Below are 24,472 nucleotides of genomic sequence, written 5' to 3' on the forward strand. Positions count from 1 at the left end.
TGTAAGCCGGGCTTGCCCGCGAAGCTTCTGGCGTCCTTGAAGGCGCATTCGCGGGCAAGCCCGGCTCCTGCCGGAAGGGCCTGTGTGATCTCTTTTTGGGAGTGCGCCATCATGGCCAACGAACTCTATACCCGTACCAACCAGAAGATCTTCTACGCCGGCCTCGCTCTGGAAGCCCTGGGCAAGGCCGAGGAGAGCCGGGCGATGAACGCGCTGGCGCTGACCCAGGCCGAGCGCGAAGCCGCGGTATTCCATCTCTACGGCGCCTTGCTCGGGCTGTGCCATGAGATCGCCGGCTTCTACCGCCTGCCCCAGGCCAGTGCCCCGCGCGCCGAGCTGTTGCTGACCCGGGAGGTGCTGGAATCCATCGCCATTCCGGAAATGGCCGAGCTGGTGGAGCTGGCCCACAGCCCGCAAAGCTGGCTGGCACGACTGATCGCTGCCCACTCTGCGCTCTACCTGCCGCCCCAGGCGCCAAGAAAGCCCAAGGGTGACGTGTTGCAGCCGTTGATCGAGGCGGTCAGTCTGGACGAGGAGGTCGCGCCGGAGTTGGGACGCGAGGAGCTGGAAAGCTGGCGGCAGAACCTCAAGGCCCTGGCGATTCGCTTCCGTGACGGGCTGAGCGAGTGCTGATTCGCACGCTCAGGATGTAGGTTCCGTCTGTCAGTTGTTCATCAGGCGGTAACGAAAGCTGTTGAGATCTTGAGCGAGTTGCCATGAATGACTGGTATGATATTAGTGGCCTATTGGCTGAATTCGCGTGCATCCATCCGAATTGACCCTACAGGCCACCAGCCTTTCGTGGAGAACAGACTTTTATGCCTACGTCCTTTCTAGAAATTGTCGAGCTGCCGGACGGCCGTATCGAGCTGCGCCGCGCCGAGGACGAAGGTTCTCTGGTCACTCTGAACTTCTCCGAAGACGCCAAGGCTTTCCTGCAGGGCCAGCATGTCGAAGTGGCCAAGGCCATGCTGAGTGTTGGCGTGCAGATGGCGGGGCGTCTGGTGGAAGGCGAACTCGAGAAAGAAGACGACGGCCCGCGGGTTCTTCACTGAGTAGCGCTCATGCCTGGCTCGGGCACCTATCGGTAACGAGTCGTTGGTCCTGATTGGCTTCTCTGCCCTGGAGAAGCCTTGTGGGTAGGTACAAAGAGCCTGCCTGGCTTTCCTGGCTGTCCCTGGCCCCGCTTCAAGTCCACTTCAACCCAGGCGAATATTCAGGCTCTGTGCGTCGCCCTTGCGCGCGGCGTTGATCAGTTGCTGACGAGCGCTGCTGTTCAGCGGGTTCAACCAACTCACCACGGTGTGGCTGCGCCCCAGGCGCAAGGCTTCGCAAGCCAGTTGCTGGGCGTTCTGTGCGCTGCCGGGCTGCAGCAGCAGAATCCGCTCGCGGTTCAGCCCGGCTTCCCGCAGCCAGGCCTGGGTGACACTGGCGGGCGGGGCGATCAGGGTGAGCCAGCGGGCATCCTGGTCCTGGCTCAGCTCGCGCAGGATAGGAGCCAGCAGGCTCAGGCAATTCCCACCGCGCAGCGATAATTCGCTGAAGGCCTCGGGCTCGGTGCTCCAGGGTGTTTCGACCACGTCCTTCAGGACGGGGGCCAGCGGCTGCATCATGAACGCTTCGAACAGGGGCAACTGGGCGTGTTGTGGAGTCTGGAATTGCATGATGCCTCCTTCAGCGGCGAATGACGCCGACGCTCAAACCTTCGATGACGAAGTCCTGCTCTTTCAGGTTGACTTCGATAGGGGCGAATTCGGGGTTTTCCGCCAGCAGCCAGACCTTGCTGCCTTCGCGCTTGAAGCGTTTGACGGTGACTTCCTCGCCGATGCGCGCCACCACGATCTGGCCGTTGCGGGCCTCGCGGCAGGTGTGTACGGCCAGCAGATCGCCGTCGAAGATGCCGACGTCCTTCATGCTCATGCCGTGAACGCGCAGCAGGTAGTCGGCCCGGGGGTGGAAGAAGGTCGGGTTGATGTTGCAGGATTCCTCGACATGCTGCTCGGCGAGGATGGGCGCACCGGCGGCGACGCGACCGATGATCGGCAGGGTGGATTCGTCGACCTTGGCTTCGAAGCCGGGAATGCGAATGCCCCGTGAGGCGCCCGGCGTCATTTCGATCGCGCCCTTGCGGGCCAGGGCCTTGAGGTGCTCCTCGGCCGCGTTCGGCGACTTGAAGCCCAGTTCCTGGGCGATTTCCGCACGGGTGGGCGGATAGCCGTTGTCATCCAGGCAGCGTTTGATAAAAGCCAGAATCTCAGCTTGGCGGGGCGTCAGTTTTAGCATTTTGATGGCTCTGTCTTTTTATACAGTGACTGGAATTATATACAGTGGGAGGCGCTTGGCAATCCTCCTTTTCACGGTGGCCGCCGGACGGTTGTCGGGGAGGGTGTCGGCCGCCATCGTGAGCGTGCTGCTACAGGTGGCCGGTTCTATGATTTAATACCTGACTGACTGGCCGGAAATGGACCGGCAGACTTGACATTCCGTGGGCTGAAACGTATGTTTCAAACAAGTGTTTGTCAGGCGGAGTAGCCATGGCCCAGTCGGAAACCGTTGAACGCATTCTCGATGCTGCCGAGCAATTGTTCGCGGAAAAAGGTTTCGCCGAGACCTCGTTGCGATTGATCACCAGCAAGGCAGGGGTCAACCTGGCGGCGGTGAACTACCATTTCGGCTCGAAAAAGGCCCTGATCCAGGCGGTCTTCTCGCGTTTCCTCGGGCCGTTCTGTGTCAGCCTCGATCGCGAGCTGGAGCGCCGCCAGGCCAAGCCGGAGGTCAAGCCGACCCTGGAAGAACTGCTGGAAATCCTCGTTGAACAGGCCCTGGTGGTTCAGCCGCGCAGCGGTAACGACCTGTCGATCTTCATGCGCCTGCTGGGCCTGGCCTTCAGCCAGAGCCAGGGGCACCTGCGACGTTACCTGGAAGACATGTACGGCAAGGTGTTTCGCCGCTACATGCTGCTGGTCAATGAAGCGGCCCCTCGTATTCCACCGATCGAGCTGTTCTGGCGCGTGCACTTCATGCTCGGTGCGGCCGCCTTCAGCATGTCCGGGATCAAGGCGTTGCGGGCGATCGCCGAGACCGACTTCGGCGTCAACACCTCGATCGAGACGGTGATGCGCCTGATGGTGCCCTTTCTGGCGGCCGGCATGCGTGCCGACAGCGGCGTGACCGACGAGGCCATGGCTGCGGCACAATTGCGTCCACGCAGCAAGTCGGCGGCACCTGTCGTCAAGGCCTGACGCATTCGGGTGGGCGCGCTGGCCTTGATCGGCTAAGCTTGCCGCCCATGCGCGATTCCTTTCCTCCCCCTCTTTTCCTTTTTCCCGTTCATCTGCCGGATGCCCTCCGCGGCAGGGCGTTCACGCGCCTGGCTTTTCTTCACAAGGATTTCCTATGAGTACTGCCCTGCAAGGCTCCCTGATGGTCGATATCGCCGGCACCTGGCTGACGGCCGAAGATCGCCAGTTGTTGCGCCAGCCGCAAGTGGGCGGGCTGATCATTTTCGCGCGCAACATCGAGAGCCCGCGCCAGGTTCGTGAGCTGAGCACGGCGATCCGCGCGATTCGTCCGGACCTGCTGCTCGCCGTCGACCAGGAGGGTGGGCGGGTGCAGCGTTTGCGCCAGGGCTTCGTGCGCCTGCCGGCGATGCGGGCGATTGCCGATAACCCGAATGCCGAGCGCCTGGCCGAGCACTGTGGCTGGCTGATGGCGACGGAGGTGCTGGCGGTTGGGCTCGATCTGAGTTTTGCCCCGGTGCTCGACCTGGATCATCAGCGCAGTGCGGTGGTCGGCAGCCGTTCCTTCGAGGGCGATCCCGAGCGTGCGGCCCAACTCGCCGGGGCGTTCATTCGCGGGATGAAGGCAGCCGGCATGGCGGCGACCGGCAAGCATTTCCCCGGGCACGGTTGGGCCGAGGCGGATTCCCATGTGGCGATTCCGGTCGACGAGCGCAGCCTGGAGACCATTCGCGCCCGTGACCTGGTGCCTTTCGCCCGCCTGGGCCAGCAACTGGCCGCGGTGATGCCGGCCCATGTGATCTATCCACAGGTCGATGCGCAACCCGCCGGTTTCTCGCGGCGCTGGTTGCAGGAGATTCTGCGCGGTGAGCTGAAGTTCGACGGGGTGATCTTCAGTGACGACCTGTCCATGGCCGGTGCCCATGTGGTGGGGGATGCGGCGAGCCGTATCGAGGCGGCCTTGTCGGCTGGCTGCGACATGGGGCTGGTGTGCAATGACCGGGCGGCGGCGGAGCTGGCCCTGAGCGCGGCGCAGCGTCTTAAGGTGACGCCATCGTCGCGGATTGCGCGGATGCGTGGACAGGGGTTTGCGCGGACCGATTATCGCCAGGAACCGCGGTGGCTGGAGGCGCTTGGGGCGCTGCGCGAGGCTCAGCTCATCGATTGAGTGGCGTCATAGTCGAGGGGCCATTCGCGGGCAAGCCCGGCTCCTACAGGGTATGTGTCGTACATCGGATAGGTGTAGGGCACGAATCTGTAGGAGCCGGGCTTGCCCGCGAAGCTTTTAAAGGACGTCAACGCCCGGCTTTCTTGTCCGGCAACGGCGCGAACAGCGCCTCGATATCCTCGTTCTGCAACTGCCAGTCGCCGGCCTGGCGCCCGTCGAGCACGCCGGCGGCCAGGTCGGATTTTTCCTGTTGCAGGTGCTGGATCTTTTCCTCGACCGTACCCCGGGCAATCATCTTGTAGACGAAAACCGGCTTTTCCTGGCCGATCCGGTACGCCCGATCGGTCGCCTGGTTTTCCGCCGCCGGATTCCACCACGGGTCGTAGTGGATCACGGTGTCGGCTTCGGTCAGGTTCAGGCCGACGCCACCGGCCTTGAGGCTGATGAGAAAGATCTGCAGTTTGCCGCTCTGGAAGTCCTTCACCGGCGCGCGTCGGTCCCGCGTCTGGCCGGTCAGCAGGCCGTAGGCGATATGGCGTTTCTTCAGCTCGGCCTCGATCAGTGACAGCATCGAGGTGAACTGCGAGAACAGCAGGATCCGTCGGCCCTCGGCGAACAGTTCCTCGAGCATTTCCATCAGGCTGTCGAGCTTGCCGGAGGCGCTGCCGCGGGTCGGTGGCGTGGCGTCGCTGACCAGGCGCAGGTCGCAGCAGACCTGGCGCAGCTTGAGCAGCGCCTCGAGGATGATGATCTGGCTGCGCGCCACACCCTTGCGGGTGATTTCGTCGCGGACCTTCTTGTCCATGGCCAGGCGCATGGTCTCGTAGACGTCGCGTTGCGCCTCGTTGAGTTCGACCCAGTGGATGATCTCGGTCTTGGGCGGCAGTTCGGTGGCCACCTGTTCCTTGGTGCGGCGCAGCAGGAACGGTTTGATCCGTCCGTTCAGGTGTTGCAGGCGAACTTCGCTGGCATGTTTCTCGATGGGCACGCGGTAGTCGCGATTGAAGCTTTTGGCATCGCCCAGCCAGCCCGGCAGCAGGAAGTGGAACAGTGACCAGAGTTCGCCCAGGTGGTTTTCCAGCGGCGTGCCGCTCAGGCACAGGCGTTGCCGCGCCTCGAGTTCGCGGGTCGCCTGGGCGGCCTTGCTCCCGGGGTTCTTGATGTATTGCGCTTCATCGAGCACCAGCACGTGCAGTGGCTGGGCCTTGAGCGTGTCGATGTCCTTGGGCAGCAGGGCGTAGGTGGTGAGGATCAGGTCGTACTCACCCAGCCGTTCGAAATGCTTCTTGCGCGCTGCACCATAGAGCGCCAGGACCTTGAGCTGCGGCGTGAAATGCGCGGCCTCGTCGAGCCAGTTGGGGATCAGGCTGGTGGGCATCACCACCATGCACGGACGGTCGAGGCGACCGGCGTTCTTTTCGCTGAGGATGTGGGCCAGGGTCTGCAGGGTCTTGCCCAGGCCCATGTCGTCGGCAAGGATTCCGCCGACCTCCAGTTGCCGCAGCGACTGCATCCAGCTCAGGCCCTCGTGCTGGTACGGGCGCAGGGTGGCGTTGAGGCCTTCGGGAATGCTCGCGCTGTATTCGCGGATATCACGCAGTCGTTCGGCCAGGCTGCGGATCTGGGCACCGCCCTCCCACAACAGCGGCAGGCCGTCGAGCGGGTTGAGCCGGGTGGCATCGGCGTTGCTCAGGCGCAGTGTGGTGGTGCCGGGTTCTTCCAGGTAGAACTCGCCGAGGGTGTTCAGTACCGGCTTGAGGCGCCCGTAGGGCAGGGCCACCTGCAGCGGGCCATGGCTGCCGCTGGGCGAGGCGGGAATGTTCACCAGGATCAGTTCGTCGTCCCGGCGTCGGGCCAGTCGCTCGGGGTTGAGCAGTTCGGTGTGCGAACGCATCAGGTTGAGCAGGATCGGCAGCAGGCTCAGGCGCTCGCCATTGACGATGATCCCCAGTTCGAGGTCGAACCAGTCGCGTTCCGGGGCTTCGTCGACGGTGGCGTACCAGTCGTCGACGGGGCTGAGGTCGAAGCCGAAGTCTTCGTCGATCTGCAATTCCCAGCCCTGTTCGCGCAGGTTTGGCAGCTCATTGAGGGTAAAGGTCAGCCAGGCGCTGTCGTTGACCATCTCGTACAGCTCGCCGGCGCTTTCCGGCAGGGCCTTGCTTTGCCGGGTGGCGACCTTGAAGCCGAGCAGGCGCAGCTGTTCGCGAAAGGCTTTTTCCGCCTCGGGCTGGCGTCGGATGCGCAGGTTCCGATGTTCCTGGCGCAGGAGGATGTCGGCGTTCTTCTGGCCGCTGGCGTACTCGCCCAGGTAGTTGAAGGACAGCGCCGCGCGGTGCTGGATGTAGCGCTGCATGCGTCCATTGCGTGGCTCGAAGGCGCTGAATTCGACACTGGCCAGCCATAGCCGTGGTACCGGCTGCACGTCCTCGAGCAGCTCCTGGGGCGGGGGTGGCGGGCGCGAGTCGAGCACCGCCTGGAGCTTTTCCAGCAGTTCGGCGTCTTTCTCCGCGGCCGGATAGGCCAGGGTCTGCTGCACCTTCAGCAGGACCGCCGCCGTATGCTTGCAGTTGCTGCGCACCGGGCAGGTGCAGGTCGCGTCGACGATCAGCAGGGTGCCCTTGGCCGACTCGCGAAGATGGATGGTCTGCCGATAGATGTTGCCGCCAGAGCCTTCGCAACTGGCGGTGATGGTGCTGTCGGCCGCCTCGACGATCCTCACCCGGTTTTCGATCGCGTAGCGGCGACCGCGCTCCAGACTCTGTTCCTTGAAGCGGCTGGCCCATGACGGGGCGAGCGGCTTGGTCATGGCAGGCGTCACGGGCGACGGCATCGGACGGTCACTGGTCGAGGTTCTGGGACGGCGCTTCGCGGCGGGAGGCGTTCAGCGAGGTCACCTTGAGCAGCAGGCCGAGGTGGCCGGCGTCGAGGAAATTGAGCTGGCCGTTCTTGGTCTGGCTGGTCTGGTTCAGGCGTTCGCTGGCATTGACCACGCCGTTGCTGTCGAAGCCGTTGACCCAGAACTGCGCCTGCACCTCGGTGAAGCGCTTGAGGGTCAGGCTCAGGGTGCCTTCCACCGGGAACTGGCCGAACTGCTCCTGGCCTGCGGTGATCGACACGACGCTCGGCTGGTCGCCGAGGTTCTGTTGCCAGGCCTTGTGCAGCAGCACCTCGTAGTTGCCGCTGGCGCTGAGCTTGGCCGCCATGTCGTTCAGGCTGGGGGTGCGCTCGTCACTGGCGGTGATGGCTTTCGCCCCCCGCGCCCAGTCTTCCGGTGCCGGCTGGCTCTGGAAGGGTTGTTCGAGGTTCTGCCGTACCAGGATCATTTCGACCTGGTACGGCTCGTCGGCGAAGGCGGCCGGGGTGAGCAGGGCCAACAACACGGCCAGCGATGGGATCAGGCGCATACGGCGTCCTTATCAGGCAGATTTCGGGGTGAGGCGCTCGAACAGCGCCTCCAGTGTATTAAAGCGGTCTTCCGCACGCTCCATCGGCACCATGAACCTGAAGATCGTGGCGCCTTCGAATTTGTAACGGTTGGGTTGCCCCTGGATCAGCTTGATCAGTGCCAGCGGATCGACCGGTGTGTCCGCGGTGAACTCGATGCGTCCGCCTTGCGGGCCGCCATCGATCTTCCTGATCCCCAGTTGCTCGGCTTGCAGCTTGAGCAGGGTCAGGCGCACCAGGTTCTTGGTGGGCTCGGGCAACAGGCCGAAGCGGTCGATCATCTCCACCTGCAGGTCCTTGAGGCCCTCCTCGTCGGTCGCCGAGGCGATACGCTTGTAGAGGATCAGGCGCGCGTGCACATCCGGCAGGTAGTCCTCGGGGATCAGCGCCGGCAGGCGCAGGTTGATCTCCGGGCCGCCACCGAGCGGCTGGTCGAGGTTCGGCTGTTCGCCCTTGCGGATGGCCTTCACCGCGCGCTCGAGCATTTCCATGTACAGCGTGAAACCCACCGCCTGGATCTGCCCGCTCTGGCCGTCGCCCAGCAGTTCGCCGGCGCCGCGGATTTCCAGGTCGTTGGTGGCGAGGACGAAGCCGGCCCCCAGGTCCTGGGTGTTGGCGATCGCCTCCAGGCGCTTCTCCGCGTCGGCGGTGATCTGCTGGCGACCCGGCGTCAGCAGGTAGGCATAGGCCTGGTGGTGGCTGCGTCCGACCCGGCCGCGCAACTGGTGCAACTGGGCCAGGCCGAACTTGTCGGCCCGCTCGATGATGATGGTGTTGGCGCTCGGCACGTCGATACCGGTCTCGATGATGGTCGAGGCGATCAGCACGTTGAAGCGCTTGTGGTAGAAGTCGCTCATCACCTGTTCGAGTTCGCGCTCGCGCATCTGCCCGTGGCCGATGCCGATACGCGCTTCCGGCACCAGCTCGGCGAGGTCGGCGGCGCACTTCTCGATGGTCTTCACGTCGTTGTGCAGGTAGTAGACCTGGCCGCCGCGCAGCAGCTCGCGCAGCAGCGCTTCCTTGACCGTGCTCTTGTTCTGCTCCATGACGAAGGTGCGCACCGACAGCCGGCGCGCCGGCGGCGTGGCGATGATCGACAGGTCGCGCATGCCCGACACGGCCATGTTCAGCGTGCGCGGAATCGGCGTGGCGGTCAGGGTGAGGATGTCGACCTCGCTGCGCAGGGCCTTGAGCTGTTCCTTCTGGCGTACGCCGAAACGGTGTTCCTCGTCGATGATCACCAGGCCGAGGTTCTTGATCTTCACGTCGTCCTGCAACAGCTTGTGGGTGCCGATGACGATGTCGATCTTGCCTTCGGCGAGGTCGGCGACGGCAGCGCTGACTTCCTTGGCGGACTTGAAGCGGCTCATCACCTCGACGGTCACCGGCCAGTCGGCGAAGCGGTCGCGGAAGCTGTTGTAATGCTGCTGGGCGAGCAGGGTGGTCGGCACCAGGATAGCCACCTGCCTGCCGCCGTGTACGGCGATGAAGGCCGCGCGCATGGCCACTTCGGTCTTGCCGAAGCCGACGTCGCCGCAGACCAGACGATCCATCGGCTTGGCCGCCAGCATGTCGGCGCGTACCGCCTCGATGGCGCTCTGCTGGTCCGGCGTCTCTTCGAACGGGAAACCGGCGCTGAAGGTCGCATAGTCGGCCTTCGGATCGTTGAACGCATAGCCTTCGCGGGCGGCACGGCGGGCATAGATGTCGAGCAGTTCGGCCGCCACGTCGCGAACCTGTTCGGCGGCCTTGCGCTTGGCTTTCTGCCAGGTTTCCGAGCCCAGGCGGTGCAGCGGGGCGAGGGCATCGTCGCTGCCGGTATAGCGGGCGATCAGGTGCAGGTTGGCCACCGGCACGTAGAGTTTGGCGCCCTCCGCGTACTCCAGGGTGAGGAATTCGGCGGCCTGGTTTTCGATTTCCAGGGTCGCCAGCCCCAGATAGCGGCCGACGCCATGGTCGATGTGCACCACCGGTGCGCCTTCGCGCAGTTCGGTGAGGTTCTTGATCACCGCGTCGTTGTTGGCGTCGGCGCGTTTTTCCCGGCGGCGGCGCTGCATCACGCGCTGGCCGAACAGCGGGCTTTCGGCGATCAGGGCCAGGGCCGGGTCGTCGAGGACCAGGCCCTCGTCCAGCGGGGCGATGGTGATCGCCAGGCGTTCCTTGCCGGCGGCGAATTCCGGCCAGCTGTCGACGGTTTTCGGCCGCAGCTTGAGGCGTTCGAGCAGTTCCAGCAGGACTTCCCGGCGACCGGCGGATTCGGCGGTGAACAACACGCGGCCGGGGAACTGCTCGAGGAAGCCGGAGAGCGCCGCCAGCGGCTGGTTGGCCTTGGCTTCGATCGCCAGGTTCGGCAGCTCGCGGGCGGCGAAGCGCTCGCGGCCGACACCGGTTTCCACGTCCTGCTGGCTGGCGACGACCCGTGGCCAGCTCTTCAGGCGGGCGAAGCAGTCTTCCACCGGCAGGAACAGTTCGGCCGGCGGCAGCAGTGGCCGGGTCGGGTCGATACGGCGTTCCTCGTAGCGGTTGCGCACGTCGTTCCAGAAGTTCTCCGCGGCCTGCTCGATGCCCGGCAGGGAGAATACCTGGGTGTCCTGGGGCAGATAGTCGAACAGCGTCGAGGTTTCCTCGAAGAACAGCGGCAGGTAGTACTCGATGCCGGCGGGGGTGATCCCGCTGTTGAGGTCCTGGAAGATCGAGCAGCGGCGGAAGTCGACGTCGAAGCGTTCGCGAAAGCGCGCCTTGAAGCGGATCAGTGCTTCCTTCTGCAGCGGGAATTCCTTGGCCGGCAGCAGGCGTACCGAATCGACCTTGTCGATGGAGCGCTGGTTTTCCGGGTCGAAGGTGCGCAGCGTCTCGATCTCGTCATCGAACAGGTCGATGCGATAGGGCAGTTTGCTGCCCATCGGGAACAGGTCGACCAGGGCGCCGCGCACGGCGAATTCGCCGTGTTCGTAGACGGTGTCGACGCAGCGGTAGCCGGCCGCCTCCAGGCGGGTGCGCATCTGCTCCACGTCCAGCTTCTGGCCGACATCCAGCACCAGGCTGCTGCCGAGCAGGAATTTGGTCGGCGCCAGGCGGTGCAGGGCGGTGGTGATCGGCACCACCAGCACGCCATGCTCCAGTTCCGGCAGCCGGTAGAGGCTGGCGATACGCTGGGAGATGATGTCCTGGTGCGGCGAGAACAGGTCGTAGGGCAGGGTTTCCCAGTCCGGGAAATGCAGCACCGGCAGATCGGGGGCGAAGAAACTCAGTTCCTGCTCCAGCCGTTCGGCGCTCTGGCTGTCGGCGGTCAGGAGCAGGGTGAAGCGCCCGGCGGCGCTGGCAGCCTCGGCAATGGCCAGGCTCAGGGCGGCACCGGGGAGGTTGCCCCAGTGTTGTTTGCCTGTCGCGGCAGGCAGTAGCGGTAGACGCAGAACGGGCACGGAAGGTTGAGCTCCAAGCGTTGCGGCAAATTCATCAATTGTAACGGCCCCGGGTGCCGCCTGTCAGTCGCAGACTGTGTCTATTGCGTGGCGAGGAAAATGTAGTGGCTATGACAAAAAAAGGTGGTTTTTTCCTGAATATGTAGTGCGGTATTGCAGCTGTGTTTCGGAGGGTTACAGACAAGTCATGTCCTTCGCCCCAAAATAGGGCGCTCTGAAAGCCGCGTGTTTACTGGCCTGCGTGAGGGTCGTGATTTTTTCGAGGGAATTTTGTGTGACGAAGGGCGACAGTCGCGCATTGCTCGCAGAGCGACTCGGCGGCATAATGTAGCCCCTTTTTTAAGCCCCTACATGTGGAAGGTTCCCGTGACTCAGAAGCCCGACCAGTGTCTTGGTGAGTGGATTGATCGTGAAGCACTTGCAGAAGCGATGATTCCGCTGATCGGTCAGCTCTACCGCAACAACAATGTGGTGAGCTCGATCTATGGCCGCAGCCTGATCAACCAGTCTGTCATCGCGATTCTCAAGGCTCACCGCTTTGCTCGTCATCGTCAGAGCGACGATGCCGAACTGTCCGTCCACGAGACTTTCCCGCTGCTCAAGGCCATGAGCGAGCTCAAGCTGGGCGCCGCTTCGGTGGACCTGGGCAAGCTGGCGGTGAAATTCAAGGAACAAGGCAACGGCCGTAGCGCCGAGCAGTTCGTCCGTGAAGAACTGGCCGACGTGGTTGGCCAGCAGAACGCGGCCGCCCGCAAGGGTACCGACGTGGTGCTGTACGGCTTCGGTCGTATCGGTCGCCTGCTGGCCCGCATCCTGATCGAGAAGACCGGTGGCGGCGACGGCCTGCGCCTGCGTGCCATCGTCGTACGCAAGGGTGCCAACAACGACCTGACCAAGCGCGCCAGCCTGCTGCGTCGTGACTCGGTGCATGGTTCGTTCAACGGCACCATCGTCATCGACGAGGAAAACAACACCATCACCGCCAACGGCAACCTGATCCAGGTTATCTACGCGAAGAACCCGACCGAGGTGGACTACACCCAGTACGGCATCAAGGACGCCCTGCTGGTGGACAACACCGGTGTATGGCGTGACGCCGACGGCCTGGGCCAGCACCTGGCCTGCCCGGGTATCGACCGCGTGGTCCTGACCGCGCCGGGCAAGGGCAAGCTGAAGAACATCGTGCACGGTATCAACCATGCCGAGATCACGGCCGAGGACAAGATCGTTTCGGCGGCGTCCTGCACCACCAACGCCATCGTTCCGGTACTGAAGGCGGTCAACGACAAGTTCGGTATCGTCAACGGTCACGTTGAAACCGTTCACTCGTACACCAACGACCAGAACCTGATCGACAACTTCCACAAGGGCGATCGCCGTGGCCGCAGCGCCGCGCTGAACATGGTCATCACCGAAACCGGCGCTGCCACCGCTGCCGCCAAGGCCCTGCCTGAGCTGGCCGGCAAGCTGACCGGTAACGCGATCCGCGTTCCGACGCCGAACGTGTCGATGGCGATCCTGAACCTGAACCTGGGCACCGCCACCACTCGCGAAGAGATCAACGAGTACCTGCGCTACATGGCGCTGCACTCGGACCTGCACAAGCAGATCGACTTCGTGAACTCGCAGGAAGTGGTTTCCACCGACTTCGTCGGTTCGCGCCACGCCGGTGTGGTCGACGCCGAAGCGACCATCTGCAACGACAATCGTGTTGTCCTGTACGTCTGGTACGACAACGAATTCGGTTACAGCTGCCAGGTGGTCCGCGTGATGGAAGACATGGCCGGGGTCAACCCGCCAGCGTTCCCACGCTAAGCGACTGCAAATGAAAACGCCCCGACTTGTCGGGGCGTTTTTTTTGAGGCGTATTCAAGGATGGTTTGCAGGACATCTTTCGCGGGCAAGCCCTGCTCCTACAGTCCGAAGTCGTACCTGAATCCAATGTACGACCCAAACCTGTAGGCGCAGGGCTTGCCCGCGAAGCTTCTCTTATCTTACGCCGCGGTCTGCGCGGTGCGCAGCGCATGCTTGTTGCCACGGAACAGTACCAGCGTCGCGATCAGCCCCAGCACCGCTGCGCCGCTGAGCCAGATGCCCGGTGCCGCCTTGTTGTCCAGTACATGGATCAGGTAGGTGCAGGCCGCCGGCGTGAAACCGCCGAAGGTCGCGGTCGCCAGGCTGTAGGCCAGGGAGAAGCCGGTGGTACGCACTTCGGTCGGCATGATTTCGGTGAGGGCCACCACCATCGCACCGTTATACGAACCGTAGAGGAACGACAGCCACAGTTCGGCGATCAGCAGTCGGCTGAAGCTCGGGTCGGCCACCAGCCAGGACAGCACCGGGTAAGCGGTGAGGATGGCCAGGATGGTCGCCGCCAGCAGCAGTGGCTTGCGGCCGATCTTGTCGGAAACGCTGCCCATCACCGGTAACCAGAAGAAGTTCGACAGGCCGATGCACACGGTCACCAGCAGAGCATCGAAATCCGATAGGTGCAGTTCGGCCTTGCCGAAGGTCGGGGTGTAGGCGGTGATCAGGTAGAAGGACACCGTGGTCATCACTACCATGGCCATGCCTGCCAGGACCAGGCCGAAGTTCTGGCCGATCGAGCGCATCACTTCCGACAGGGTTGGGCGATGCTTGCGTGCCTGGAATTCGGGCGTTTCCTCCAGCGAGCGACGGATGATGAAGATCGCCGGAACGATCAGGCAGCCGACCAGAAACGGTACGCGCCAGCCCCATTCCCCCATCTGCTCGGGGCTCAGCCAGTGGTTCAGGCCCACGCCCAGCAGGCCGGCGAAGACCACCGCGGCCTGTTGGCTGGCGGACTGCCAACTGACGAAGAAGCCCTTGCGGCCCGGTGTCGAGATCTCGGCCAGGTAGACCGAGACGCCGCCCAGTTCAACGCCCGCGGAAAAGCCTTGCAGCAGGCGGCCCAGCAGCACCAGCAGGGGAGCGGCGACACCGAGGGTCGAGTAGCCCGGCACGCAGGCGATCAGCACCGTACCGGCGGCCATCAGGGCCAGGGTGATGATCAGGCCCTGGCGGCGACCGTGGCGGTCGATGTAGGCACCGAGGAAAATCGCCCCCAATGGACGCATCAGGAAGCCGGCGCCAAAGGTGGCCAGCGAGAGCATCAGGGAAGCGAAGGCGCTGTCGGAGGGGAAGAAGGTTTTAGCGATGGCCGTGGCGTAGAAGCCATAGACCATGAAGTCGAACATCTCAAGGAAGTTGCCGCTGACAACGCGAAAGATCGCCTTGCCCTTGCCCGTATTCGAGGCCATTTTTATTCACTCACTTTGGCTGTCTTATAAGCAATCCTTCGTTTTGCTCGTCCTTACTGACTCTTTCAAGCATGCACACGCTGGCAGAACAGTTTTGTAACGATATGTGTATTAAGGTTGTCGGGCAACAAAAAAACGAGCTTGCTGGCTAAATGGCATAAGCCACGGGGTAGAGCGTTCGCCGTGGATCTTAGGGAAGTGGGAAGCATGCATTGCCCTGATGAATACTGGGCCTGCTTTAATTTGGCGCATAATGGGTAGCTCTGAATTGTGCAGACTGCGAGCCTATGCCCTCTCTTCAGTTCTTCAGGATGGTTCTGCGATCACCCGGCCCATGGCTGGCGGGTGCGGTCCTGGCGCTGTCGACCGGTTGCGACGGGCAGGGCGCGCTGGAGCGTTTTGGCGGCCCGACCATGGGCAGCAGCTACTCGCTCCAGTATGTGCGCCGTGCTGGCGGGCCGGCGCCTGCCAGGGTCAAGGACGAGGTCGAGGCGATCCTGGCCCAGGTCGACCGGCAGATGTCGACCTATCGCGGCGACTCGGACATCGTCCGCTTCAATGCTTTGCCGGCCAACCGTTGTCAGGTCATGCCGGCGTCGATTCTCGAACTGGTGCGCACGGGGGAGGCGCTGTCCGTTGCGAGTGACGGTGCCTACGACCTGACGGTCGAACCGCTGATGAATCTCTGGGGCTTCGGCCCGCAGGGGCGTGTGGAAAAGGTCCCGGATGCCGCGCAACTGGCGGCGGCCCGCCAGCGGGTCGGCCATGCCCATCTGCATGTCGATGGCGAACGCCTGTGCAAGGACGCCGCGGTGGAGGTCGATTTCGACAGCATTGCCGCAGGCTACACTGTGGACCGGATTGCCACGCAGCTGGCGCAGATGGGGATCGACAGTTTTCTCGTCGAGGTCACGGGCGAGCTCAAGGCCGTGGGGCGCAAGCCCGATGGCGGTTCCTGGCGGGTTGCCCTGGAGGTGCCGCGGGACGATCGGCAGGTCGCGCAACGGATCGTCGACATCGACGGTTATGGGGTGTCCACTTCAGGTGACTATCGCAATTATTTCGAGCAGGATGGCAAGCGCTATTCCCATACCTTCGATGCGTTGACCGGCGCGCCGGTCACCCATGACCTGGCGGCGGTCACGGTGATTCATCCCTCGACGCTGATGGCCGATGGCTTGTCGACGCTGTTGCTGATCCTCGGCCCGGAGCGGGGTTGGGACTATGCGGAAAAACACGATATCGCTGCTTTTTTTGTGATCCGTGCCGATAAAGCTTTCGTCACACGAACGAATTCGGCGTTTGACAGATTGCCGAAGGCTGCTGCGCATTAACATGTAGTGCAGGCAAAGCTGGCTTACGACGCGACCAAGGGTTAATGTGCGCGGCGTTCACGCATCTATAGACTGCACACCGAGATTTGATCCTTCATGTCGCTGCCGCGACGTGATTTAGCCGCAGGTGCCAGAGGGGTGCCTCGGCCTGTTCTGAGGAGTACGCATGGCTGTCTACAACTACGACGTAGTGGTACTGGGTTCCGGCCCCGCTGGAGAGGGTGCGGCAATGAACGCCGCCAAGGCAGGGCGCAAGGTCGCGATGGTCGACAGCCGCCGTCAGGTCGGTGGCAACTGCACCCACCTGGGGACCATCCCGTCCAAGGCCTTGCGTCACTCCGTGCGGCAGATCATGCAGTTCAACACCAACCCGATGTTCCGGGCCATCGGGGAGCCGCGCTGGTTCTCCTTCCCGGACGTGCTCAAAAGCGCCGAGAAGGTGATCGCCAAGCAGGTCGCCTCGCGCACCGGCTACTACGCCCGCAACCGGGTCGACCTGTTCTTCGGTACCGGCAGCTTCGCTGACGAACAGACCGTCGAAGTGGTCTGCCCCAACGGCGTGGTCGAAAAACTGGTGGCCAAGCACATCATCATCGCCACCGGCTCGCGCCCCTATCGCCCGGCCGACATCGATTTCAACCATCCGCGTATCTATGATAGCGACACCATCCTCAGCCTGGGCCACACTCCGCGCAAGCTGATCATCTATGGTGCCGGGGTGATCGGTTGCGAATACGCGTCGATCTTCAGTGGCCTGGGGGTACTGGTCGAGCTGGTGGACAACCGTGACCAGTTGCTGAGCTTCCTCGATTCGGAAATCTCCCAGGCGTTGAGCTATCACTTCAGCAACAACAACATCACCGTGCGCCACAACGAGGAGTACGACCGGGTCGAGGGCCTGGACAACGGGGTGATCCTGCACCTGAAGTCGGGCAAGAAGATCAAGGCCGACGCCTTGCTCTGGTGTAACGGCCGTACCGGCAACACCGACAAGCTGGGCATGGAGAACATCGGCGTCAAGGTCAACGGCCGTGGCCAGATCGAGGTGGACGAGAACTACCGTACCTGCCAGCCGAACATCTACGGTGCCGGCGACGTGATCGGCTGGCCGAGTCTGGCCAGTGCCGCCCACGACCAGGGCCGCTCGGCCGCGGGCAGCATCGTCGACAACGGCAGCTGGCGGTATGTCAACGATGTGCCAACCGGTATCTACACCATTCCGGAGATCAGTTCGATCGGCAAGAACGAGCATGAGCTGACCAAGGCCAAGGTGCCGTACGAAGTGGGCAAGGCATTCTTCAAGAGCATGGCCCGCGCCCAGATCGCCGGCGAGCCGCAAGGCATGCTGAAGATCCTGTTCCACCGCGAGACCCTGGAAGTGCTCGGTGTGCACTGCTTCGGCTACCAGGCTTCGGAGATCGTCCACATCGGCCAGGCGATCATGAACCAGCCGGGTGAGAACAACACCCTGAAGTACTTCGTCAACACCACCTTCAACTACCCGACCATGGCCGAAGCCTATCGGGTAGCTGCCTACGATGGCCTGAACCGGCTTTTTTGAGCGGCTCCGGCCGGTGGCCTGAGCCGGCCGGGGAGACCGATTTCAGCCTTTCCCAAGTGTGGCCGTGGCCAAACCGGGAAAGTCTGTAATCAGGCTATCGACGCCGAAGTCGGCGAGCCTGCGCATCAGCGCCGGCTCGTTGACTGTCCACACCGACACGTGCAGACCCTGACGCTGGGCCTTGAGCAGGCGTTCCGGGGTGCAGAGTGTCCAGTTCAGTGCCAGGAACTCGCAGCCATAGCTCTGGGCGACCTTCAGTGGGTCGAGCCAGGCATATTCGGCCACCAGGCCGCGTGACAGGTCCGGGGTCAGCTCCAGGGCGGCCTTGAGCACTTCGCGGGAGCTGGAGGTGATGGTGACCTTGTCCAGCAGGCCGAAGCGCTGTGCCAGTTCTCGAATCGCCAGTACCGTGGTCGCCGCGCGGGTGCGCGAGGCGCTCTTGACCTCCAGTTGCCAGTGCTCGAAATCGCACTGCTCGAACAGTTCCTCCAGGCGCGGGATCGGGCAGGCGGTGAGCCAGCCGGGGCCACCCTTGCGCGCATCGTAGGTCACCAGCTCGGCGGCGGTGTGCTCGACCACCTTGCCACGCCGGTCGGTGGTGCGTTTGAGGGTCGGGTCATGGATGACCATCAGTTCGCCATCCATGGACAGGTGCAAGTCCAACTCGCAGCGGCGGACGCCGTGTTTGAGGCATTCCTGGAAACTGGTCAGGGTGTTTTCCGGCGCTTCGCCTTTGGCGCCACGATGGCCATAAATCAGAGTCACGACTGCTCCTTACAAGGGAAAAATGATTCGGCAAGTAATCGGGGGCGCACGATGACCCCGAGGCTCAATGGGCCTCGGGGTCGTTCTGCTCGCGGGCCAGGCGCCGTTGCTGCGCCTGTTTCTGCAAGATATAGCGGGCCAGCAACTGGCGCTGGGCATCGGTCAATGATTCGAACTCGGTGCCGATTTCGAACGAGCCCAGGCTCTGCGGTTCGCAATGGGTGACCTTGGCCCGCAGCAACAGGCCCAGTGCCTGCGGCATCAGCACCAGCTTGATCGCCAGTCGGGTGCCGGCCGGGTAGGCCACGTCATGGCCGAACTCGATGCCGCCTTCGGAGAGGACCACCGACTGCGGCTCGCCGATTTCGCCGAGGATGGTCATGGCCATCACCTGGCTCAGCAGATCGATGCGCTTGTTCTGGGATTTCAGGTAGGCTGAGAGGGCGCGGTCGCGCTCGGTGACCTGGCGCAGCAGGTGCTGCGACTCGAACTCGCTCAGGTGCAGTTCGCTCAACAGGTTGAAGAGCGGCGACGCATCCTGCAACACATCCTTGCCCGCTGCGTCGGCGGCGGACAGGGGGCGGATTTCCAGTGCGATCGTGTCCTCGATACGGTAGTATTCGCGGCGATCTTCTTCATCTAATGTCGACATGGCGAACCCAAGGCAGAGGCAATGGTCTGAGTGTAAAGCTGCTGACCCGCCCTCGCCACATGGACGTCTTCTTTTCCTTCGAACCAGCCCCCGACATGTTCAGACCACTCTTCGTATTTATCGGTACGCGTTATACCCGTGCAAAGCGTCGCAACCATTTTGTCTCCTTCATCTCCCTGACTTCGATCATCGGCCTCGCCCTGGGCGTGGTGGTGATGATCGTGGTGCTGTCGGTGATGAACGGCTTCGACCGGGAAATGCGCGATCGCGTGCTGGGCATGGTGCCCCACGCCACCATCGAATCGGGCGAGCCGATCAGCGACTGGCAGAGCCTGGCGGACAAGGTCCGGCAGAACCCGCAGGTGGCCGCCGTGGCACCCTTCACCCAGATGCAGGGGCTGCTGACCAACAACGGCCAGGTGCAGAAGGTGCTGCTCAACGCCATCGACCCGGCGCAGGAGCGCAAGGTGTCGATCATCGACCGCTTCATGCAGCAGGGCCAGCTCGATGCCCTGGCGCCGGGCAGCTTCGGCATCGTCATCGGTGACAAGGCCGCGACCAAGCTTGGCGTCGGCCTTGGCGACAAGCTGACCTTCGTCGCCCCGGAGGTTTCGGTGACGCCGGCGGGCATGTTCCCGCGGATGAAGCGCTTCACCGTGGTCGGGATCTTTCATGTCGGTGCCGGCGAGCTGGATGGCTACCTGGGCCTGACCAACCTCGACGACCTGGCGCGCCTGCACCGCTGGAAGCCGGACCAGGTCCAGGGGCTGCGGCTGAAGTTCGACGACCTGTTCCAGGCGCCGCGCACGGCCTGGGAGATCGCCCAGCAGTTGGGCGACAACCATTACTACGCTCGTGACTGGACCCGTACCCACGGCAACCTGTACCAGGCGATCAAGATGGAAAAGGCCATGATCGGCCTGCTGTTGCTGCTGATCGTCGCGGTTGCCGCGTTCAACATCATTTCGACGCTGGTGATGGTGGTGAACGACAAGAAGGGCGATATCGCGATCCTGCGCACCCTGGGCGCCACGCCCGGGCAGATCATGGCGATCTTCATGGTCCAGGGCAGTGTGATCGGCGTGGTCGGCACACTCATTGGTGCGGCGGTGGGGATCTTCGCCGCGCTGAATGTCAGTGCCGCGATCTCCGCCCTCGAAGGCCTGATCGGCCACAAGTTCCTCAATGCCGACGTGTATTTCATCGACTACCTGCCGTCCCAACTGATGGCCGAGGACGTGTTGATGGTCTGTGGCGCGGCATTGGTCCTGAGTTTCCTCGCCACCCTGTATCCAGCCTGGCGTGCGGCGCGCACCCAGCCTGCGGAGGCGCTACGTTATGAGTGAGTTGGGCATGAGTGATAAAGCAGTGCTGAGTTGCCGCAACCTGGGCAAATCCTACGAGGAGGGCCCGGAGTCGGTGGTGGTGCTGTCCGGTCTGCAGCTTGAGCTGTACGCGGGCGAGCGGGTGGCGATCGTCGGCAGTTCCGGTTCGGGCAAGAGTACCTTGCTCAACCTGCTGGGCGGGCTGGATACGCCGTCCAAGGGGAGTGTCTGGCTGGCCGGCGAGGAGTTGTCGGCGCTGGGCGAAAAGGCCCGTGGATTGCTGCGCAACCGTGCGCTGGGCTTCGTCTACCAGTTCCACCACCTGCTGCCGGAATTCACCGCCCTGGAGAACGTCTGCATGCCGCTGCTGATCGGCCGTACGGCGATCCCCGAGGCGCGTCAGCGCGCCACGGCGTTGCTGGAGCGGGTAGGGCTGGGGCATCGCCTGGAGCACAAGCCGGCCGAGTTGTCCGGCGGTGAGCGCCAGCGCGTGGCGATCGCCCGGGCACTGGTGAACAAGCCCGGCCTGGTGATGCTCGACGAGCCGACCGGCAACCTCGACCACCATACCGCCCAGGGTATCCAGGACCTGATGCTGGAGCTCAGCACTTCGATGCAGACCGCGTTTCTGGTGGTGACCCATGACATGAACCTGGCGCGCCAGATGGACCGTGTGCTGCACCTGACCGACGGCAAGCTGGTCGCAATCTGATTCGCCCTGGCCGGCCCCGTGGGTGTCCTCGGTGGCCGGCTCGATTATTTTCTACGGTGGCCTGCGAATGTTCAGACCGTTATCGATTTTCATCGGCACGCGCTACACCCGTGCCAAACGCCGCAACCGTTTTGTCTCGTTCATCTCGATGACCTCGATGATTGGCCTCGCCCTGGGCGTGCTGGCGATGATCGTGGTGCTGTCGGTGATGAACGGCTTCCAGAAGGAAATGCAGTCGCGGATTCTCGGCATGGTGCCCCACGCGACCATCGTCGGGGTCAAGCCCATCGACGACTGGCAGCCGGTGGCTGCCGCGGCGATGCGCAATCCCCAGGTCACCGCGGCGGTGCCGTTCACCGAGATGGACGGCATGCTGTCGTACAAGGGGGCGATGCAGCCGATCCAGATCAGCGGGGTCGACCCGGCCCAGGAAGGCAAGGTCTCGATCGTTGCCCAGCATATCGTCCAGGGCAGGCTGGAAGACCTGAAGCCGGGCGAGTTCGGCGTGGTGATCGGTGAGATCACCGCCCGGCGTTTCCGCCTCAATGTCGGCGACAAGCTGACCCTGATCGTCCCGGAAGTGAGCCCCGATCCGGGTGGCATCACCCCACGCATGCAGCGCCTGAACGTGGTGGGCGTGTTCAAGGTAGGTGCCGAACTGGATGGTTCCATGGCGTTGATCCACATGGCCGACGCGGCGCAGATCCAGCACTGGCAGCCGAACCAGGTGCAGAGCGTGCGCCTGGCGGTCAAGGACCTGTATGCCGCGCCGCAGGTCTCCACCGCCATCGCCGGCGACCTGGGCGCCGGCTACAAGGCCGATGACTGGACTCACACCCAGGGGAGCCTGTTCAGCGCGATGAAGATGGAAAAGACCATGATCGGCCTGTTGCTGCTGATGATCGTCGCGGTGGCGGCGTTCAACATCATCGCGACGCTGATCATGGTGGTGAACGACAAGGGCGCGGACATCGCCATCCTGCGTACCATCGGCGCCACACCGCGGCAGATCATGGCGATCTTCATGGTTCAGGGCACGGTGATCGGTATCGTCGGCACCCTGATCGGCGGTGTGCTCGGCGTGATCGCGGCGTTGAACGTCAGTGAGCTGGTGGGCTGGATCGAGCGGATCAGCGGGCAGCACATCTTCAGTTCCGACGTGTACTTCGTCAGCAACCTGCCGTCGCAGTTGCAGGGGGGAGATGTGGTGTTGATCTGTTCGGCCGGGTTCATCATGAGCTTTCTCGCGACGCTCTATCCGGCGTATCGCGCGGCGAAGACCGAGCCGGCGCAGGCGTTGCGCTACTCGTAAGCCGGGATACCGTTTTCGCGGGCAAGCCCGGCTCCTACAGATCGGTGTCGTATGCATCATGGGTGAACGACGCCGGACTGTAGGAGCCGGGCTTGCCCGCGAAGAGGCCCTCAAGCCTGGCACGGCAATTCGATGATGAACCGTGTCCAGCCTCCCTCCGATTCACAATGAATCCGCCCACCATGGGCCCGCACGATCGACTGGGTAATCGCCAGTCCCAGGCCGGCATGCTCGTTGCTCCCTTCATGGCGGGCCGGATCCGCCCTATAGAACCGGTCGAACAGCCGCGGCAGCGCTTGCGCCGCGATCCCTTCACCGCTGTTCTGCACACTGACACGCAGGCCTGCTGCCGTCGTCTCCAGATTGATCCGGATTTCACCACCCATCGGCGTGAAGCGCAGCGCGTTGTCCAGCAGATTGGACAGCGCCCGGCGCAACATGCTGCGATCGCCCAGCAGTTTCGCCGTGCCGCTGCGGCTCACGCGGACCTGGTTGTCTTCGGCCAGTGGTGCGAAGAACTCCAGCAGCACATCGGCCTCGTCGGCCAGTTCCAGCTGCTCGAACCTCGGGTTCAGCAGGCCATGGTCGGCCTTGGCCAGGTACAGCATGTCGTTGACCAGTTGCGCCATCCATTGCAGTTCCTCGAGGTTGCTGTGCAGCGCCTCGCGATAGTCCTCGAGTGGGCGTGGTCGGGTCAGGGTGACCTGGGTGTGGGTGAGCAGGTTCGACAGCGGCGTGCGCAGTTCGTGGGCGATATCGGCGGAGAACGCCGAGAGTCGCTGGAACGAGTCCTCCAGGCGCCCGAGCATGGCGTTGAAGGCCTGCCCCAGCTCGGCCAGCTCCGCCGGCATCTGCCCGATGCCTAGGCGTTGGGTCAGCGAGTGGGCGCAGATGCCGCCCGCCACTTCGCTCATGCGTCGCAGGGGGCGCAGGCCGCTGCGGGCGGCCCAGGCGCCGAGCAGGGCGGTGGCCAGGGCCGAAAGGCCGACCGTCAGCCAGATCAACTGCTGCATGCGCTGCAGGAAATGCTGGTGATGGGTGATGTCGAGGATCAGCGTCAGTTGGGCGGAGTCCGCCCGGCCCGGCGTCAGCGGTACATTGAAGATCCGGTAGGCGCTGGTGCCGCTCAGCAGGCTGTTCAGTCCGGCTTGGGCGGGCAGTTTCTCGGGCAGGGCGCGGGCGCTGTCGAACCAGAGCTGGCCGTCGGCGCCGTGGATTCTCAGGGCCAGGTCGGGGCGCAGGTTGATTTCGCCTTGCAGGCGCTCGTGCAGCGGCTGGAAGTCGCCGAGGTCGGCCACCTGGCCCAGCAGGCTGCGCAGTTCGGCCAGGCGCCCATCCAGCAACTGCTGGTCGAGTTCGACGAAGTGCGACTCGCTGGCCCGGCTGAACAGCACGCCGGCCACCAGCGACACCGTTGCGGTACAGGCGGCGAACAGCAGCGCCAGGCGCCCGGCGAGAGACAGACGCCGCATCACAGGGCCCGTTCTTCGAGTACGTAGCCCATGCCGCGCACGGTATGGATCAGCTTGTTGGAGTGGGTATCATCGATTTTCAGGCGCAGGCGGCGGATGGCGACCTCGATGACATTGGTGTCGCTGTCGAAATTCATGTCCCAGACCTGGGAAGCGATCAGCGATTTGGGCAGCACTTCGCCCTGGCGGCGCAGGAGCATTTCCAGCAGGGCGAATTCCTTGGCGGTCAGGTCGACGCGCTGGCCGGCCCGTTCGACCCGGCGGCGGATCAGGTCCAGGCGCAGGTCGGCAACCTGCAGGCTGGTGTCCTGGGTATTGCCGCCACCACGGCGCAGCAGGCTGCGGACCCGGGCCAGCAGTTCGGAAAAGGCGAAGGGCTTGACCAGGTAGTCGTCGGCACCCAGTTCCAGGCCGTGGACCCGGTCTTCTACCGCGTCGCGGGCAGTGAGGAACAGCACCGGGATTTCCAGGCCGGCGGCGCGCACCGTCTGGAGGATCTGCCAGCCGTCGCGGCCGGGCAGCATGACGTCGAGGATCAGCAGGTCGTAGTCGCCGGTCAGCGCCAGGTGCTGGCCGCTGGTGCCATCCGCCACCAGCTCGCAGTTGAAGCCGGCCTCGTTGAGGCCCTGGCGCAGGTATTGGCCGGTTTTCGCTTGGTCTTCGACGATCAGCAGTTTCATGGATGACTCGTGGCAAATGGAACGGTAACGTTATACAGGTCGTCCGGCGCTTCGGGCCCAAGCTGACAAAGTTGTAATCTGCCGGTCAGGCTGGTGGCAGCGCTC

The 24,472-nt window shown here is 63.6% G+C and carries 20 protein-coding genes; 10 read left to right on the forward strand and 10 right to left on the reverse strand.

The features are described from left to right. Nucleotides 1-111 precede the first annotated feature (111 nt). Together ACMGT0_RS10580 and ACMGT0_RS10585 are read left to right on the forward strand one after the other, a co-directional pair. A complete protein-coding gene (locus tag ACMGT0_RS10580; RefSeq protein ID WP_054057088.1) occupies nt 112-633 on the forward strand; it encodes a DUF6586 family protein in 522 nt (173 codons plus the stop codon). A gap of 185 nt (nt 634-818) precedes the next feature. Continuing rightward, on the forward strand, nt 819-1,055 hold the full coding sequence (locus ACMGT0_RS10585; RefSeq protein ID WP_054057089.1) for a hypothetical protein: 237 nt from the start codon (nt 819-821) through the stop codon (nt 1,053-1,055). Nucleotides 1,056-1,199: 144 nt separating this feature from the next. On the opposite strand, the gene sulA is transcribed toward ACMGT0_RS10585, so the two are convergent. Beyond that, nucleotides 1,200-1,664, reverse strand: a complete 465-nt coding sequence (sulA, locus tag ACMGT0_RS10590) for an SOS-induced cell division inhibitor SulA (protein ID WP_273824092.1) — start codon at nt 1,662-1,664, stop codon at nt 1,200-1,202. Nucleotides 1,665-1,674: 10 nt separating this feature from the next. Continuing rightward, the gene (gene lexA, locus ACMGT0_RS10595) at nt 1,675-2,283 is read right to left on the reverse strand and encodes a transcriptional repressor LexA (protein WP_026145583.1); all 609 of its coding nucleotides are present in this window, start codon (nt 2,281-2,283) and stop codon (nt 1,675-1,677) included. 251 nt (nt 2,284-2,534) lie between these two features. On the opposite strand from lexA, the gene psrA reads away from it, so the two are divergent. Next, nucleotides 2,535-3,242 carry a transcriptional regulator PsrA gene (gene psrA, locus ACMGT0_RS10600; RefSeq protein WP_054057091.1) on the forward strand — a complete coding sequence of 236 codons (708 nt, stop codon included), beginning with the start codon at nt 2,535-2,537 and terminating at the stop codon, nt 3,240-3,242. A gap of 166 nt (nt 3,243-3,408) precedes the next feature. Further along, nucleotides 3,409-4,407, forward strand: coding sequence for a beta-N-acetylhexosaminidase (gene nagZ, locus ACMGT0_RS10605; protein ID WP_193394224.1), 999 nt, complete (start codon nt 3,409-3,411; stop codon nt 4,405-4,407). Between the two features lie 127 nt (nt 4,408-4,534). Here the strand turns inward: nagZ and ACMGT0_RS10610 are convergent, their stop codons facing one another. The 3 genes from ACMGT0_RS10610 to mfd are packed head-to-tail and all read right to left on the reverse strand — an operon-like array spanning nt 4,535 to nt 11,273. After that, the gene (locus ACMGT0_RS10610) at nt 4,535-7,213 is read right to left on the reverse strand and encodes an SNF2-related protein (RefSeq protein ID WP_416772508.1); all 2,679 of its coding nucleotides are present in this window, start codon (nt 7,211-7,213) and stop codon (nt 4,535-4,537) included. A gap of 31 nt (nt 7,214-7,244) precedes the next feature. After that, the gene (locus ACMGT0_RS10615) at nt 7,245-7,811 is read right to left on the reverse strand and encodes a CsiV family protein (protein WP_054057093.1); all 567 of its coding nucleotides are present in this window, start codon (nt 7,809-7,811) and stop codon (nt 7,245-7,247) included. A 12-nt stretch (nt 7,812-7,823) separates the two neighbouring features. Continuing rightward, nucleotides 7,824-11,273 (reverse strand): transcription-repair coupling factor, encoded by a 3,450-nt coding sequence (gene mfd / locus ACMGT0_RS10620; protein ID WP_054063877.1) that lies wholly within the window; start codon nt 11,271-11,273, stop codon nt 7,824-7,826. A gap of 351 nt (nt 11,274-11,624) precedes the next feature. On the opposite strand from mfd, the gene ACMGT0_RS10625 reads away from it, so the two are divergent. Continuing rightward, entirely contained in the window at nt 11,625-13,088 is a 1,464-nt protein-coding gene (locus ACMGT0_RS10625) for a glyceraldehyde-3-phosphate dehydrogenase (protein ID WP_054057095.1), read from the forward strand. Between the two features lie 179 nt (nt 13,089-13,267). On the opposite strand, the gene ACMGT0_RS10630 is transcribed toward ACMGT0_RS10625, so the two are convergent. Next, nucleotides 13,268-14,554: an MFS transporter gene (locus ACMGT0_RS10630; RefSeq protein ID WP_017906674.1), complete on the reverse strand. Its 1,287-nt coding sequence runs from the start codon at nt 14,552-14,554 to the stop codon at nt 13,268-13,270. A gap of 311 nt (nt 14,555-14,865) precedes the next feature. Here ACMGT0_RS10630 and ACMGT0_RS10635 point away from each other — a divergent pair, with 311 nt between their 5' ends. Both ACMGT0_RS10635 and sthA read left to right on the forward strand, forming a co-directional pair. Beyond that, nucleotides 14,866-15,888, forward strand: coding sequence for an FAD:protein FMN transferase (locus tag ACMGT0_RS10635; protein WP_416772511.1), 1,023 nt, complete (start codon nt 14,866-14,868; stop codon nt 15,886-15,888). A 166-nt stretch (nt 15,889-16,054) separates the two neighbouring features. Then, nucleotides 16,055-17,449: a Si-specific NAD(P)(+) transhydrogenase gene (gene sthA / locus ACMGT0_RS10640; RefSeq protein ID WP_054060446.1), complete on the forward strand. Its 1,395-nt coding sequence runs from the start codon at nt 16,055-16,057 to the stop codon at nt 17,447-17,449. Nucleotides 17,450-17,491: 42 nt separating this feature from the next. On the opposite strand, the gene ACMGT0_RS10645 is transcribed toward sthA, so the two are convergent. After that, nucleotides 17,492-18,214, reverse strand: a complete 723-nt coding sequence (locus tag ACMGT0_RS10645; protein ID WP_054060447.1) for a glycerophosphodiester phosphodiesterase — start codon at nt 18,212-18,214, stop codon at nt 17,492-17,494. A 64-nt stretch (nt 18,215-18,278) separates the two neighbouring features. Further along, entirely contained in the window at nt 18,279-18,866 is a 588-nt protein-coding gene (locus ACMGT0_RS10650; RefSeq protein WP_054060448.1) for a PilZ domain-containing protein, read from the reverse strand. Nucleotides 18,867-18,961: 95 nt separating this feature from the next. Here ACMGT0_RS10650 and ACMGT0_RS10655 point away from each other — a divergent pair, with 95 nt between their 5' ends. The 3 genes from ACMGT0_RS10655 to ACMGT0_RS10665 all read left to right on the forward strand — a co-directional run bounded on the left by ACMGT0_RS10655 (nt 18,962) and on the right by ACMGT0_RS10665 (nt 22,215). Continuing rightward, on the forward strand, nt 18,962-20,212 hold the full coding sequence (locus ACMGT0_RS10655) for a lipoprotein-releasing ABC transporter permease subunit (RefSeq protein WP_273826391.1): 1,251 nt from the start codon (nt 18,962-18,964) through the stop codon (nt 20,210-20,212). A 7-nt stretch (nt 20,213-20,219) separates the two neighbouring features. Then, the gene (gene lolD / locus ACMGT0_RS10660; RefSeq protein ID WP_162491352.1) at nt 20,220-20,903 is read left to right on the forward strand and encodes a lipoprotein-releasing ABC transporter ATP-binding protein LolD; all 684 of its coding nucleotides are present in this window, start codon (nt 20,220-20,222) and stop codon (nt 20,901-20,903) included. 67 nt (nt 20,904-20,970) lie between these two features. Further along, nucleotides 20,971-22,215, forward strand: a complete 1,245-nt coding sequence (locus ACMGT0_RS10665; protein WP_054060450.1) for a lipoprotein-releasing ABC transporter permease subunit — start codon at nt 20,971-20,973, stop codon at nt 22,213-22,215. A gap of 110 nt (nt 22,216-22,325) precedes the next feature. On the opposite strand, the gene ACMGT0_RS10670 is transcribed toward ACMGT0_RS10665, so the two are convergent. Both ACMGT0_RS10670 and ACMGT0_RS10675 read right to left on the reverse strand, forming a co-directional pair. After that, nucleotides 22,326-23,687 carry a heavy metal sensor histidine kinase gene (locus ACMGT0_RS10670; RefSeq protein ID WP_054063876.1) on the reverse strand — a complete coding sequence of 454 codons (1,362 nt, stop codon included), beginning with the start codon at nt 23,685-23,687 and terminating at the stop codon, nt 22,326-22,328. Continuing rightward, a complete protein-coding gene (locus ACMGT0_RS10675) occupies nt 23,687-24,367 on the reverse strand; it encodes a heavy metal response regulator transcription factor (protein WP_416772515.1) in 681 nt (226 codons plus the stop codon). The genes ACMGT0_RS10670 and ACMGT0_RS10675 overlap by 1 nt, the downstream gene beginning before the upstream one ends. Nucleotides 24,368-24,472: the final 105 nt, after the last annotated feature.

It is taken from the genome of Pseudomonas sp. RHF3.3-3 (assembly GCF_048069595.1).
Taxonomy (GTDB): domain Bacteria; phylum Pseudomonadota; class Gammaproteobacteria; order Pseudomonadales; family Pseudomonadaceae; genus Aquipseudomonas; species Aquipseudomonas fuscovaginae_B.

Excerpts from the sequence above, each read along its gene's own strand:
- ACMGT0_RS10675 (WP_416772515.1), bottom strand. The coding sequence starts at position 24,367 with ATGAAACTGCTGATCGTCGAAGACCAAGCGAAAACCGGCCAATACCTG.
- sthA (WP_054060446.1), top strand. The coding sequence starts at position 16,055 with ATGGCTGTCTACAACTACGACGTAGTGGTACTGGGTTCCGGCCCCGCT.
- psrA (WP_054057091.1), top strand. The coding sequence starts at position 2,535 with ATGGCCCAGTCGGAAACCGTTGAACGCATTCTCGATGCTGCCGAGCAA.
- ACMGT0_RS10580 (WP_054057088.1), top strand. The coding sequence starts at position 112 with ATGGCCAACGAACTCTATACCCGTACCAACCAGAAGATCTTCTACGCC.
- ACMGT0_RS10615 (WP_054057093.1), bottom strand. The coding sequence starts at position 7,811 with ATGCGCCTGATCCCATCGCTGGCCGTGTTGTTGGCCCTGCTCACCCCG.
- ACMGT0_RS10630 (WP_017906674.1), bottom strand. The coding sequence starts at position 14,554 with ATGGCCTCGAATACGGGCAAGGGCAAGGCGATCTTTCGCGTTGTCAGC.
- ACMGT0_RS10610 (WP_416772508.1), bottom strand. The coding sequence starts at position 7,213 with ATGACCAAGCCGCTCGCCCCGTCATGGGCCAGCCGCTTCAAGGAACAG.
- ACMGT0_RS10655 (WP_273826391.1), top strand. The coding sequence starts at position 18,962 with ATGTTCAGACCACTCTTCGTATTTATCGGTACGCGTTATACCCGTGCA.
- ACMGT0_RS10650 (WP_054060448.1), bottom strand. The coding sequence starts at position 18,866 with ATGTCGACATTAGATGAAGAAGATCGCCGCGAATACTACCGTATCGAG.
- ACMGT0_RS10625 (WP_054057095.1), top strand. The coding sequence starts at position 11,625 with ATGTGGAAGGTTCCCGTGACTCAGAAGCCCGACCAGTGTCTTGGTGAG.
- ACMGT0_RS10585 (WP_054057089.1), top strand. The coding sequence starts at position 819 with ATGCCTACGTCCTTTCTAGAAATTGTCGAGCTGCCGGACGGCCGTATC.
- ACMGT0_RS10635 (WP_416772511.1), top strand. The coding sequence starts at position 14,866 with ATGGTTCTGCGATCACCCGGCCCATGGCTGGCGGGTGCGGTCCTGGCG.
- lexA (WP_026145583.1), bottom strand. The coding sequence starts at position 2,283 with ATGCTAAAACTGACGCCCCGCCAAGCTGAGATTCTGGCTTTTATCAAA.
- ACMGT0_RS10665 (WP_054060450.1), top strand. The coding sequence starts at position 20,971 with ATGTTCAGACCGTTATCGATTTTCATCGGCACGCGCTACACCCGTGCC.
- sulA (WP_273824092.1), bottom strand. The coding sequence starts at position 1,664 with ATGCAATTCCAGACTCCACAACACGCCCAGTTGCCCCTGTTCGAAGCG.
- lolD (WP_162491352.1), top strand. The coding sequence starts at position 20,220 with ATGAGTGATAAAGCAGTGCTGAGTTGCCGCAACCTGGGCAAATCCTAC.
- ACMGT0_RS10670 (WP_054063876.1), bottom strand. The coding sequence starts at position 23,687 with ATGCGGCGTCTGTCTCTCGCCGGGCGCCTGGCGCTGCTGTTCGCCGCC.